We start from the raw sequence: 12,710 nt of genomic DNA, 5'->3' as shown, positions 1-12,710 counted from the left end.
CCTGTTCACAAAGCTGTCGAGCTACGGCGTTCCAGTCGCCATCAATGAGATGAACGGCGCCGAGATCTACGACTCAACGTTCGTCAACACCTCGACGTCGGCGTCGATGTCGGCCTGCAACTCAAACCTGGATGCGATGCTGGCGAGGTTCTCTCAGTATTCGTTCATCGAGTGGATTGATCTCTACGAGCTGATCGACGAGCCGGACAAGACTGGTCCCGATGGTCGGTTCGGGCTGATGTTCAATCTGTCGACCCCGAAGCCGCTCATGTCGACGGTTGACAAGTATACGGGTGGACCCCAATAGGCCGCACCAGCACCGACACCAGCTCCCGTATTGCCTCCGGCGCCGACCTATCCGTGTCCTACCGATGCTCCTGCGTACGGGGCATCGGTCATTTCGTTTTCCTGTCGATCACCCTCATCGCTTCAGCAACCTCAATGACCGCAACCGCGCATCCGGCATCGGCCTGTTCAATGCTGGTCGCCAGCTTGGCTGGTCTCATGGGAGCAGCCCTGCTCCACAGATCGATCGACGATACCCGACCTGTCGGCTTGGAAGCTCGCGGTTCAGAGCGGCACGCTCATTGACTCAACGCTCTTTGGCCTGTGAGAGACCAATCCGTCCTTCATCGCGCTCCGCGAATGTCTCCCCAGCCCTCGCTTGTTCAGCAAAGGCCACAATGCTTGCTTCCGTTTCGGCGATCTGGGTCTTCATCTGTTCGGGACGCGCGGACCATCCGCCGCCATGCGCCTGATGCGGTCGATTTCTTCGACTGTCTGAGCCTGCACCTCATCGGATAGAACGTCAGGGGGCGGCAATGCGCAGAGCTTCTCGAACTGATCGCTTTCGCTCTTGGAGCACGATCGACGAGTAGTCGGAAAATACGATGAGGGCATCGACCATCTCGTCGGTCTCGTCTAGGATCAAAACTCACGCACGCGGCGAGCCTTTGGATCATATTTTGTGGCGGCCGCTGAAGAGGATTCTGATTCGACATCCAGGCTATGATCCAATGAAGATGACAGAGGCTCAGCTCGCTGTTCCGGAGTCGTTCGAGAAGGCCGTTTGATAAAGCTCCTCAATCTTCGTGACTTCGTCTGGCGTTAATTGGGAGAATTCGTTGTCACGGGCGCGCTTTGAGAGTCGCCCTTCATTCTGTTGCAAGAATCCAAAGAGATTGTTGAGGGTGCGCTCCGGCATGTCGATCATGTTTTCGACGCCCGCCCGGAATGTATCGAAGCTCCGCAAGAACCGGATTTCCTTCGGAAGATCCTGTTCGATGGTCCTCTGCACGCATTCGTACAGAAACTCCGCGTGCGGCGTTGCATCGAAAAAGCGGTAAACGTCAGCCGTATCGTTCAGGACCTTGACGTTGCCCTGTGGAGTAGGCTGCCATTGGACGCATGGCAGCAATCTACTCGAATAGCTTTCTAATCCATCCTTGTATTCGGCGATTTTGTCTTAGGATGGCGGCTGAAACCGGAAAGTGGATGCCGCCGGATTGAATCCGTCGTGCCAGGTGCGGCCATTGCCGTCCTCGAATGGATGGATGTAGACGAACCCGAAGGCCAGCACGGCGGCAGCCACAGCGGGGTCAAGCTCAATTGACGAGGCCTGGTCGAACGCGATCAATCCGTGGACGAGGGAGGCGATATCTTCGTGATGCGCGCTGATATGGTCGGGAATGGGTCTCTGCGTCTCGTGGTCATGCTCACCGACGAAACCGCCTTCCTTCCGAAAGCCGAGCTTCACGAAACGCTCATCACCGATGACAATGCGGTGCAGGCGCAAGAACACCGTCTCATCGAGCGGCGTCCATCCTGCTTCGCCGATGACCCTATCCCACCGCTGGATAAGATCCTGCGGCGGCTTCTCGCCTTCGATGACGCAGCTCGATTTTGAATCCTTGAGGAGAAGGGTCAATTGCGCGGGCCCGCCGCAACGCTCTGGCCATGGCGCCTGGCTCGGAACGCCGGCGCGCCCGTCAGGATCCGGCCCGATGGGCGTCGATGTTGTTCAGGAGGACTCGCTAAGCGTAGGCATAACCGGGTTCCTTGCCGATCGGCGGCCACATTCTCAGCCAGACAAGCACCTTAAGTCGGCCTTCCACCGGAAGGCGCTCTAGCCAGGTCTAGCTCGGCTTCTCGGCCTAAGCGCCTTGCAATAATTTATTGTAATTACGCAACTGAATTTTATTGAGAACGCCAGCATAATACTATTGATAATGAACAGCGTTATATTATTGTATTCGCAGGACATCAAACTATCGGAACCTCGCGAGCTGGAACATGCCCACTCTCCACGACAAACTCGCCCAGTCCCTCACTGAGCTGAAGACCCTCAGCAACGGCGGAAATCGACGAATCTTCCGGAGCGACGAACTTTCGCGCACCCACCGCGAACGGCTGGTGAAGGCCGGGTTCCTGAAGGAGATCATCAAAGGATGGGTGCTGATGACGCGGCCCGAGGAGCGGTCGGGCGACAGCACGTCGTGGTACTCGTCGTTCTGGGAGTTTTGCCGCGCCTACTGCAACGAGCGCTTCAAGAGTGACTGGGTCCTCTCGGCAGAAAGCTCAATCCCGCTACTTGCAGAAAATCTCAACGTTCCGAAGCAGATCGTGATCGCGGCACCGACCGCCAATAACCAAACCCAGCCCCTTCTCCATGGCACCTCCCTTTATCTGTACAAGGCGACCAAACTGCTGGTGACCCCGGTCAAGACCGCCGGGGTCCAGACCTTTCCGGCGCCGGAGGCGATCTGCGCTGCCGCGCCAGCTTTCTGGCAGACGCAGAAGAACGACGTCATCGCCCTGCTCGGTTCGCAGAGGAATGCCAGCGCAATCCTAAAAGTCCTCCTGGAAGGCGGACATGCGGCCGCGGCGGGGCGCATCGCCGGGGCGTACCGACTGCTGGGCAACACGCGGGCCGCCGACGATATCGTCACCGCGATGACGGCGGGCGGGCACGATGTCAGGGAAGATGCCGATCCATTCAAAGCGCCGGTACCGATGCAGCTTCCAAGCCGGGCCACGCCACCAATCATGACGCGAATCCGTCTCATGTGGGCGGAGATACGCGAAAAGGTGTTAGCAAATTTCAAGCTTGAGCCGCGGCGTATCAACGATCATGACGGATATCTGGCCGCGATCGACGAACGGTACACCTCGGACGCGTACCACTCGCTTTCTATCGAAGGCTACTCGGTCACGGAGGAACTGATCGAGAAGGTGAAGACCGGAAAATGGGATCCCAACGACAGCGATGGAGATCGCAAACAAACGGATGCAATGGCCGCGAAGGGCTACTGGGATGCGTTCCAAGTGGTCCGTGGCGCGGTGGCCCGCGTGCTCAACGGCGAGGACGCCGCCGAGATCGCCGATCGAGAGCACCTCGACTGGTACCGGGCCCTCTTTCAGCCCTCAGTTCAAGCCGGCATCATCAAGCCCAAAAACCTCGCCGGTTATCGAACTCACTTCGTTTTCATCAGGAACTCGGGACACACACCGGTCGCTTGGGAATCGGTACCTGACGCCATGGAGGCTTTTCTTGATTGCCTGAAGGAGGAGAAGGATCCGCGCGTGAGAGCTGTGCTCGGACACTTCATATTCACCTTCATACACCCTCTTCCAGACGGCAATGGCCGAACGGGCCGCTTCCTCATGAATGTCATGATGGCATCGGGAGGACTGCCTTGGACAATCATTCCCGTCGGCAGACGCGACGAATACATGCGGGCACTCGAGAGCGCGAGCGTACAAGGTGATGTCGGTCCCTTCGCCGCATTCCTGGCAGACTGTTGTCGTCGTGAACCGCCTCCGCCCCGGCAGAGCCTTCCGGGAGAAGTCCAAGCACTGGCGGACCTCGGTTGAGGATCGCGCCGGACTAGGGCTCGGCAAAAAGCCCAGTGCCACCAAATCGCGCGCGCACGTTGCGAGCCATCGCACGGCGAGATGCCGACGTGACCGGCGCCCGTGGGCTAACCTCGAAGCGCGCGCGATCATGATCGGGATGACCAGCATGATGATCAGCGATCAAGCTGACCAGCACCGATCGCGATCGGCGTGATCTCGATCATCATCCTCGGCGGCATCAGCATGCCGATGTCCAGCAGCAGAAGCAGTACGCCATTCCGCTGTCAGCCTCAGAACGGGCGCTGGGAGGCCGTTCTCGGCTGCAAGGTCGAGGTGCTGACCAAGGGCCTTCTTTCTCCCGACCCGCGCGGCAGCGCGCGGATGCCGAACAACAGTTCGGCGATGGTGACACTGGAGAAAAACAGCGTCTCGGCCCCCTGGGCGTCGAGCCAGTCACGAACCGATGGATGCGGTTCGGACTTCATCGCCTCGGAGACCAGATTCGTATCAAGCAGGATCATTCGAAGCGCATCGGCTCAGCGGGACGCGCGTCGCGGCCATGTTCAAGTGCCTCGACATCGGCATCGGTGAGGCCGATCTTCTCGGGACGCACGGCCGCCTCCAGAATGGCGCGCATTTCCGCTTCCGCGCTGCGATTGTGCTACGCCGCGCGGACTTTCCCCTTGTAGGCAGCACCATTCTCAAGCGCGATCGTGCTGCACGACCGGGTCCACGAAGGTGATGTGCAACGTGATCGGCCCTCTGGAACCGTCGAGCAACACGCGAAGCCTGCTGCGCGTAGCACCGAACCCGAGAACGACTCCTTGCTTGCCGCTCAGACGCGGTCCAGCCGCTTCGCAAACGACTACACGCTCACCTACGGTCCAGTCGTGGAGCGTACTTTCACTGGCACATGTCACTTTGAGTGTCCGAGAACTTTACCCGTCCCAATTCCAACCACGCCGAAAGAGACACGCAGTTAACGATCGCACATCGGGTCCCTCCGTTTCCGACACGCCTCGAAATGCTGCAAGACTCGCATAACCGCGGCCCGACGCCTAGTCGAATGTTAGAGCTCTGCCTGGCGGTTCAGGGCCGGACTGGATCCACCAGTTGGCGTACGAACCTCCGGAATGCTGGTCTACTTTGAATTGGAGGATCCTTTTTGCAGTGGCGTTTATCCATTGGTCTAGGAGGGCATAACGGGCGCTCTCAGGGCAATGAGCGTTCTGTCCACCGTCGCAACGATATCCGCCACCGTGCTGTGGTCGGCATCGCGGTGGTGCTGTTCACGACGCATGACCATTCGGAGGTTGAGGACGATGACTGCCACAAAACTCTCGCGACCCTTCCGTGAAAGAAATGCTCTCGAGCGCCTGGGACCGGGAGCTGGCGAAAGATCTTGCCCAGGAAGTCGAGATCTGCACAGGCGACCGCGCGAAACGTTCGCCGAGATGCGCGGCTTCCTTGCCGTCAAGGGCTACCGGGAATTTCTGCCGGCCGCAGAAGGCTCGCGTAAAAAATCGTCGAAGACGCGCTGAACTTGGTCGCTCACGCGATACGCTCCTACGCGCTCGAAAGGCCGGCTCCATCCGCCGCGCTTTTCCGGAGCGCGGCCGTGATTGTTCCGAGTGGCGCGACGCTCGTGAAAACCTGCATACGCTGATAATCGGCGTCCTAGCCGAATTACGGGCTCTTCGGCGAAGCCGCCGAGAACGCCCTCACTATGTTGAGGAGTCTCGTTCGCGCCTACGTGCTGAACGAACTCATGCACACGGTCGTGGGATCGATTCCTACGACGAAGCGTTCGACGAGGCCCTCCAGGTCTTTCGTGCTCGGGCTGCCGGCTTTCGCTTCCTCGAGAGGCGGCCGGGCGAGCGGGCCGTTGCGGCAGGAGCTTGCGTACGTCGCCGATCAAGAGGAAGGATGGGCCTCCCGGTAGGGGATCGAGGTAAGGTCTGGCAACGGCGCTGGCCGAGATTTTGGGTTGAATGCGCTCTACGGCCGGACGCCCGGGGGAGAAATACTGCAATTGCGGCGGACCAGCTACGTCCGCGCAAAGGACATTGCGCTGGCGCAACGGCGGCCCCGGCCGGCTTCAATAAGAAAGCATCACACCAGAATTGGGAGCGTATTGGGCATGAAGAAAACAGAGAAGACTTATCCCATTCTTGAAGGCCTCCTGGATGTTTTCGGTAACTGGCTGAGGCATCGCCGTGAACTCCGTGAGTTGCATCAACTCTACTGCGGCACGAATCGCGCCGATCTGCGCGTTACGCCTGCAGACCTCGATGCGTGGTCAAGGACGCTTGCGGCTGACGAAATTGCCCGGGTTACTGAAGGTTCTCGGCATCGACCACGAGGATGTCTTCGCGATCGAAGCCGGCAGTGCTGCGCGACGAGCGGGTCTGCACCCAATGCGACCGGAAGGTTGAGTGCAACAACGATGTCGAGATCAGGGTGGATACCAGAGATTACGAAGACTACTGCCTCAACGCTCCAACGATGCAAGCGCTCAGCAGCAGCCTGGAGGGCCACCAGAGATGACGCCGAATTTGACCGTGTGGCGGTGCCTCGCATCCTCCGCCCATCAGCAAGGAGATCGCCGATGCTTCCGCCCGCACTCTACACCACCCAGCCTTCCACGACGCGCTCCGCGCCCTCGCCGTCCGCTGCGTTCGGCGGCTGGTCGGCCAGACGGCGCTCGTGGCCAGCGAATTCGCAAGCGGCAAGGACGAGGAGATCTCGGCGAGGGCCCACCGCATCGCGGCCGAAGCGATCCTCGAGACCACGGTGCGCCTGGTAAACCGGGCGAGCCCGGACAAGGCGGCCAATACAGACTGTCAGTTCGCGCGCAAGCTCTGGACCCTGACGGCCGGCGAGCTGAAGCACGCGGAGGACCACATGCTGCTGCTCGGCCGCAAGAACGCCATGGAGGATCGCGACCTTCCTGCTCGAGACGGACATCCCGCACCGCGGCCGCCGGCCTGATGGCCGTCCGAGTGCCGCCGTGACATCGGCGACTATCTCGGCCTCATCCTGGAGACGGTCTCGCGAGCCCTGTCAGAGCTTCACGCCTAAGGCCTTCTCGGCTTCTCCGGAGCGCGCCAGATCGTGCTGCGCCATCGCCAGCATTTGCCGGACATGGAGGTCGGACTCCCGCCACGCCGCCGGTCCGTTCAGTTGCGCCGCCTTCGATTGGCAACAACGCCCCCATGCAGTGACACAACCTGCCGTCATAACAAACCTGGTCAACCCTCCATCAACGACGACAGGGATGCTCTCCCATTCACTGGAAGTCCGCCGCACCTCGAGTGGAAAGCTACCGCTTTACCGCTTAGCCGGCGCCTCTTGCGGCGGCTCGTCGTCGGCAATCGCCCGCCACGCTGCGCCGTCGAGATCGTCGTACTGGCCGCTCCGGAGCGACCAGAGGAAGCCGGCGAGGCCGGCAAGACCGAGCATCAGCGCCAGCGGGACCAGAATGATCAGGATCTCCATCACACGATCTTCCGCGAGGCGCTGCGTGCCCGCAGCGAATTCAGCATGACCAGGATCGACGAGCCGCTCATAGCGGCAGCCGCGATCAGGGGCGTGACGACACCGCTGATCGCGATCGGCACCGCCAGGACGTTGTAGCCGATCGCAAGCCAGAGGTTTTGCCGCATCAAATGCAGCGCCTTGCGCGCGGAATCGATGGCGGCAACGACTGGCGCCAGCGGCCGGCCGAGGAAGACGAGATCGGCGGTCGCCTGGCTGAGATGCGCGGCCGAGATCGGCGACATCGAGACGTGGGCCGCCGCGAGCGAGGGTGCATCGTTCATGCCGTCGCCGACCATCAGCACTTTTGCGCCTCGCCGTTTCAGCTCCTCGATCCGCGCGATCTTGTCGGCCGGCGTCACGCCGGCGCGCCACTCGGCGATGCCGAGCGCGTGGGCGGCCGCCCTCACCGCCGGCTCGCGGTCGCCGGAGAGGATCTCGATGCCGATGTTGCGCGCCTTCAGCGCCGCGATCACGGCCTGCGCATCCGGACGCAGCCCCTGGCGCACCGAGAGGATGAATTTTTCCGTTCCCTTGCTGAAAGCGACGATCGAGGCTTCAGCGTCGAGATTGACGCCGCCGGCCAACGCCTCGGCGCCGCAGAAGGACGGACGACCAAGACGAATCTCGACGCCCTCGACCACAGCGCGCACGCCCTGCCCGGCCTCCTCGACCGCGCCGACGATCGGCGATCTGGCGCTGGCGGCCTGCGCGACCGCAGCGGCCACCGCATGATTGCTCGACAGCGCGAGGCGACCGGCGAGCTCGAAGATATCAGTGGAGATCTCGGCCGCATTCGTGACTGCGAGATCCGGCAGAGTCAGCGTGCCGGTCTTGTCGAAGATGATGTGGTCGGCTTCGGCCAGCCGCTCGATGGCGTCGCCCGAATTGAGCAGCACACCCGACTTGAACATCGCGCCCGAGGCCACCGTCTGCACCGTCGGGATCGCAAGCCCGAGCGCGCAGGGACAGGTGATGATCAGCACGGCAACGCCGGTCACGATTGCATCATGCCAGCTCGCGCCGGCGATGACCCATCCAAGGACGGTGAGAAGCGCGGTCGCGTGGACCACCGGCGCATAGAGCCGCGAGGCGCGATCCGCGAGCCGCATGTAGCGCGAGCGCGCCTGGAGCGCGTTGTCGAGCAGCCGCGTGATCTCGGCAAGCAGCGTGGCTTCTGAGGCGGCCGAGACCCGCACCCGCAGCGTGCCGGAGATGTTCGTCGAGCCCGCATAGACCGGCGTGCCCCGCCCGGCCGTGACATAGAGCGTCTCGCCGGTGATCAGGCTCTGGTCGATCTCGGAGCGTCCCTCGATCACGGTGCCGTCGACCGCGCAACGCTCGCCGGGCCGCAGCAGCACGATGTCGCCGGGATGGATCGCCGCAACCGGCACCTGCGAAATCTCGTCAGGCCCGACGAACTTGGCCGCGGTCTCGGCCTTGAGTGCGGCGAGATTGCCCGCGACCGCGCGCGTCCGCCGCCGCGTGTTCTGGTCGAGGAAGCGGCCGACCAAAAGAAACGTGAGCAGCATGATTGCCGCGTCGAAATAGGCGTGCTCGGCGTGGTGGATGGTCTCGACCACGGACATGCCGAGCGCAAGGCACACCCCGATCGAGATCGGCACGTCCATGTTGGTGGTCCTGGCCGACAGCGCGCGCCAGGCCGAGCGGAAGAACGGCTGCCCCGCATAGGCTGCCGCCGGCAGCGCGATCAGCGCCGACAGCCAGTGGAAAAAGTCGCGCTGCTCGGGCAACATGTCGGAGACATTGCCGGACCACACCGGGATCGACAGCATCATCACGTTCAAGGTGGCGAACGCGGCGACGCCAAGGCAGCGCAGCAGGAAGCGCGAACCGGCAACTTCCGTCGCCTCCGCGCTCTCGGTCTCGTAAGGATAGGCCTTGTAGCCAAGCTCTGCCAGCCGATCGATGAAACGGCTTGGGTCGAGCGTGCCCTGCTTCCATTCCAGCGCGACGCGCCGGTCGGTGAGGTTCACCCGCGCCAGCGTGACGTCGGGAATCGCCGACAGTCCGCGCTCGATCTTGGCCATGCATCCGGCGCAGTGAACGCCCTCGACCGCGAGATCGATGTGCTGGACGCCTTCGCCCGCGGTCCGGACGTAGTGCGAGAAGTCCCGCGTGATCTGCATGGCGAAATCCTTCAGTTCAGAATGACGCGGTTGCGTGACAGGAAGACGCGCGCGCCACGCAATTCGCCCTCGATCACCATGTCCCATTGCCCGGGCGCGACGGAGGCGGCATTGCCGCGATAGATGCCGATGCCGGCCTCCGAGAGCTCGACCGCGAGATCAGCTCGCTTGTCGGTCGGCCGCTCCAGGCGGCCGCCGAACTTCAACCCGCTCACCGGATGCCCGGCAGCGTCGCGCGCTTCGACCTGGAGCACGGCATTGCCATCGGCGCGCCGCTCGATATGACCGTTAACCTGCCATTTGCGCGCGGCTTGGTCCTGCGCCGCCGAGATCTCGCGGTCATAAATGAGGCCTGCGGCATAGGGGCTGTCGACGTCGGTGCCGGGCAGCGTCGCGATCGCAAGCTTCATCATGGTCACGTTGACGCCGATCACGACGCCGAAGAAGGCGACCAGCATCGGGAACACCTTGGTCCCGGTCAGCGGCTTGGATGCCATGGGTGTCTCCTGGACTTACGGTGAGACGAAATTGTCGGTGGCGGACGCGGCCTCGCCGAGCCCGATATCGGTGACGTGGAAGCGGACGGGAATGGATTTCTCTGGATTGCTGTCCGCCGGCGCGGTCACGAGCAGCCGCAACTCGCTGGTGGAGTCGCGGGGGATCACGATCATCGGCCGGTCCGGCGTCACGGAATCAACGCCGATGACGTGAATGGTCGCGTTGGCCGGACCGTTCGCGTCGATCGCGATGACGCGGTCATAACCGCTCTTGTTCAGCAGCCGCACCGTATAGGCGTTGCGGATCGAGCCGTCGCTGAGCCTGACGGCGACCGGATTGCGGTCGTGCAGCACGTTGACGTCGAGCAGGCTGCGGGTCGCGAGGGTGTAGATCATGATGCCGCCGACGGCCGCGATGATCGCGCTGTAGGCGACAGTGCGGGGACGGACGATGCGGTAGACCGGCGCCTTGCCTTCCTGGCGGCGATGGATATTGATGTCGTTGTCGTAGCCGATCAGCCGCTTCGGAGGGCCGATCTTGGTCATCACGTTGTCGCAGGCATCGATGCAGAGGCCGCACTGGATGCATTCGAGCTGCGGCCCGTTGCGGATATCGATGCCGGTCGGGCAGACCGCGACGCATTGATAGCAGTCGACGCAGTCGCCAGCGTGCTCACCGATGGCGCGCAGCTCGATCGCCTTCTTGACCGAGGTGCGCTTCTCGCCGCGGTCGTAGCGGTAGGTGACGTTGAGCGCCCATTCGTCGGTGAGCGCCGCCTGGATCCGCGGCCAGGGGCACATATAGACGCAGACCTGCTCGCGCATGAATCCGGCGAGCACATAGGTCATCGCGGTGAGAATGCCGATCCAGGCATAGGCGATCATCGGCGCCTCGAAGGTGACGAGCTGCTTCACCAGCGTCGGCGCGTCGTTGAAATAGAGCACCCAGGCGCCGCCCGTCCACCAGGCGATCAGGAGCCAGATCGAATGCTTGAGCACGATCTCCGAGATGCGCTCGAGCCTCGTCGGATCGGACGATTTGTCCTTCTTCATCCGCTCGCGCCGGTCGCCTTCGATCAGGCGCTCGACGGCGTAGAACAGGTCGGTCCAGACCGTCTGGGGACAGAGATAGCCGCACCAGATGCGGCCGCCGACCGAGTTCATCAGGAACAGCGCCACCGCGGCGACGATCAACAGGCCCGTGAAGTAGTAGACCTCCTGCGGCCACAGCTCGATGAAAAAGAAGTAGAAGCGGCTGTTGGGCAGATCGATCAGCACCGCCTGGCTCGGAGCGCCGAGACCGCGGTTCCAGCGCACGAAGGGCAGGAAGTAGTAGATGCCGAGGCAGAACGCCATCAGGCCCCATTTGATCCGGCGGAAGGTGCCGGAGACGCTCTGGGGATAGACCTTCTTCCGGGCTGCGTAGAGCGGCCCGTAATCGTCGTCCGATGTGAGGTCGTTCGGGTTCACGGTCTTGTTCATCGTCAAAAGCTTCTCGCAAAGGTGCGATTAAACCGAGACCCGACGCCGCGGCGTCAGTTGATCCAGCGCAAACGGGGGCGTTTTGTTCGCCCGTCTTCCGTCAATGGGCTATTTTCCACCGCCCAGCGAGTGGACGTAGACCGCCATGGCCTTGATGGTGGCCGGATCGAGCCGCCCCTCCCAGGCCGGCATAACGCCGGCGCGGCCTAGGCTGATGGTCTCGATCAGGCTCGCCTCGTCCGAGCCATAGAGCCAGATCTTGTCGGTGAGGTTCGGCGCGCCCATCTCGGGGTTGCCCTTACCGCCATCGCCATGGCAGGCGACGCAATTCTCGGCGAAGATCTTTTCGCCCTTCGCCGCGTCGTAGCCCTTGCGGGTTGGCAAGCCCGATAGCGACCGCACGTAATTGGCGACCGTGACGATCTCGTCCGGCTTCAGCACGCCGTCCTTGCAGAAGGCGAGCATCTGGCCCTCATGCGCCTTGGCGTGACCGGAACGCGCGCCGAACTGGATGGTCTGCATGATCTGGTCGAGCGTGCCGCCCCACAGCCAGTCATCGTCGTTCAGGTTCGGATAGCCTTTCGCGCCGGCGCCGCCGCTGCCGTGACACGGCGCGCAATTGTCGCCGAACACCGTCTTGCCCTTGGCGCGGGCGAGCGCCAGCAAGGCCGGATCCTTTTCGATGTCGGCGAGCGAGGCCGCGCCCAGCGCCACCATCTTGTCGCCGCGGATCTTCTCGAGGTTTGCGAGCTCGACTGCGACGTCGGCGCGGGACGAGTATCCGAACATGCCCGTGGTGTTGCTGGAGATCAGCGGCCAGGCCGGATAGACGAGCCAGTAGCCGATCGCCCAGACGATGGTGAGGTAGAAGGTGATTACCCACCAGCGCGGCAGCGGCTTGTTGAGTTCCTTGATCCCGTCCCACTCGTGCCCGGTCGTGGACGTGCCGGTGACGGAATCGATGTCGCTATGATGATCGGTCATGATCTCTCACTCCTCCCGCAACGGCAGGTGTGCCGCTTCGTCGAAAGCGGCCTTGTTGCGAGGCCAAAATGCGTAGGCGATGATCGCGAGAAAGATCGCGACGAAGACCGGCGTCCAGATCGTGGTCACGAGACCGGACGCGAGATTGTCGAGTGTCAGGATGGCTTTCATCGTGGGTGCCTTCTCAGCGAAGATTGGCTTTCTC

General features: G+C 62.4%; 9 protein-coding genes and 4 pseudogenes. 3 read left to right on the top strand and 10 right to left on the bottom strand.

The features are described 5' to 3' along the window. A pseudogene (locus IVB42_RS09310) lies at positions 1–307 on the top strand (hypothetical protein); the annotation flags it as partial. A gap of 726 nt (positions 308–1,033) precedes the next feature. Here the strand turns inward: IVB42_RS09310 and IVB42_RS09305 are convergent. Together IVB42_RS09305 and IVB42_RS09300 are read right to left on the bottom strand one after the other, a co-directional pair. Beyond that, on the bottom strand, positions 1,034–1,417 hold the full coding sequence (locus tag IVB42_RS09305) for a hypothetical protein (protein ID WP_247363290.1): 384 nt from the start codon (positions 1,415–1,417) through the stop codon (positions 1,034–1,036). Positions 1,418–1,465: 48 nt separating this feature from the next. Beyond that, a complete protein-coding gene (locus IVB42_RS09300) occupies positions 1,466–1,927 on the bottom strand; it encodes a Fic family protein (RefSeq protein ID WP_247470083.1) in 462 nt (153 codons plus the stop codon). A gap of 365 nt (positions 1,928–2,292) precedes the next feature. Between IVB42_RS09300 and IVB42_RS09295 the strand changes: the two genes are divergently transcribed. Beyond that, the gene (locus IVB42_RS09295) at positions 2,293–3,873 is read left to right on the top strand and encodes a Fic family protein (protein WP_247470082.1); all 1,581 of its coding nucleotides are present in this window, start codon (positions 2,293–2,295) and stop codon (positions 3,871–3,873) included. Between the two features lie 321 nt (positions 3,874–4,194). Here the strand turns inward: IVB42_RS09295 and IVB42_RS09290 are convergent. Together IVB42_RS09290 and IVB42_RS09285 are read right to left on the bottom strand one after the other, a co-directional pair. Next, positions 4,195–4,376 (bottom strand): annotated as a pseudogene (locus IVB42_RS09290) (PIN domain-containing protein); the annotation flags it as partial. Continuing rightward, a pseudogene (locus IVB42_RS09285) lies at positions 4,373–4,567 on the bottom strand (hypothetical protein). The pseudogenes IVB42_RS09285 and IVB42_RS09290, both read right to left, overlap by 4 nt. A 2,042-nt stretch (positions 4,568–6,609) precedes the next feature. Here IVB42_RS09285 and IVB42_RS09275 point away from each other — a divergent pair. Then, positions 6,610–7,005: pseudogene (locus IVB42_RS09275) on the top strand (helix-turn-helix domain-containing protein); the annotation flags it as partial. 180 nt (positions 7,006–7,185) lie between these two features. Here IVB42_RS09275 and ccoS read toward each other — a convergent pair. The 6 genes from ccoS to IVB42_RS09245 form a co-directional block, all read right to left on the bottom strand. Further along, complete coding sequence (gene ccoS / locus IVB42_RS09270) at positions 7,186–7,353, bottom strand: cbb3-type cytochrome oxidase assembly protein CcoS (protein WP_247342297.1); 168 nt, start codon at positions 7,351–7,353, stop codon at positions 7,186–7,188. Then, the gene (locus IVB42_RS09265) at positions 7,353–9,542 is read right to left on the bottom strand and encodes a cation-translocating P-type ATPase (protein ID WP_247470081.1); all 2,190 of its coding nucleotides are present in this window, start codon (positions 9,540–9,542) and stop codon (positions 7,353–7,355) included. Before IVB42_RS09265 ends, ccoS begins: the two co-directional genes overlap by 1 nt. 11 nt (positions 9,543–9,553) lie before the next feature. Further along, complete coding sequence (locus IVB42_RS09260; protein ID WP_247470080.1) at positions 9,554–10,039, bottom strand: FixH family protein; 486 nt, start codon at positions 10,037–10,039, stop codon at positions 9,554–9,556. A 15-nt stretch (positions 10,040–10,054) separates the two neighbouring features. Further along, on the bottom strand, positions 10,055–11,521 hold the full coding sequence (ccoG, locus tag IVB42_RS09255; protein WP_247470079.1) for a cytochrome c oxidase accessory protein CcoG: 1,467 nt from the start codon (positions 11,519–11,521) through the stop codon (positions 10,055–10,057). A gap of 108 nt (positions 11,522–11,629) precedes the next feature. Continuing rightward, positions 11,630–12,505: a cytochrome-c oxidase, cbb3-type subunit III gene (gene ccoP, locus IVB42_RS09250; protein ID WP_247470078.1), complete on the bottom strand. Its 876-nt coding sequence runs from the start codon at positions 12,503–12,505 to the stop codon at positions 11,630–11,632. 6 nt (positions 12,506–12,511) lie between these two features. Continuing rightward, on the bottom strand, positions 12,512–12,676 hold the full coding sequence (locus IVB42_RS09245) for a CcoQ/FixQ family Cbb3-type cytochrome c oxidase assembly chaperone (protein WP_015687703.1): 165 nt from the start codon (positions 12,674–12,676) through the stop codon (positions 12,512–12,514). Positions 12,677–12,710: the final 34 nt, after the last annotated feature.

The organism is Bradyrhizobium sp. 45, from assembly GCF_023073155.1.
GTDB classification, from domain to species: domain Bacteria; phylum Pseudomonadota; class Alphaproteobacteria; order Rhizobiales; family Xanthobacteraceae; genus Bradyrhizobium; species Bradyrhizobium canariense_D.
This window is presented reverse-complemented; position numbering and strand designations above follow the sequence as displayed.

Excerpts from the sequence above, each read along its gene's own strand:
- IVB42_RS09245 (WP_015687703.1), bottom strand. The coding sequence starts at position 12,676 with ATGAAAGCCATCCTGACACTCGACAATCTCGCGTCCGGTCTCGTGACC.
- IVB42_RS09265 (WP_247470081.1), bottom strand. The coding sequence starts at position 9,542 with ATGCAGATCACGCGGGACTTCTCGCACTACGTCCGGACCGCGGGCGAA.
- ccoP (WP_247470078.1), bottom strand. The coding sequence starts at position 12,505 with ATGACCGATCATCATAGCGACATCGATTCCGTCACCGGCACGTCCACG.
- ccoG (WP_247470079.1), bottom strand. The coding sequence starts at position 11,521 with ATGAACAAGACCGTGAACCCGAACGACCTCACATCGGACGACGATTAC.
- IVB42_RS09295 (WP_247470082.1), top strand. The coding sequence starts at position 2,293 with ATGCCCACTCTCCACGACAAACTCGCCCAGTCCCTCACTGAGCTGAAG.
- ccoS (WP_247342297.1), bottom strand. The coding sequence starts at position 7,353 with ATGGAGATCCTGATCATTCTGGTCCCGCTGGCGCTGATGCTCGGTCTT.
- IVB42_RS09260 (WP_247470080.1), bottom strand. The coding sequence starts at position 10,039 with ATGGCATCCAAGCCGCTGACCGGGACCAAGGTGTTCCCGATGCTGGTC.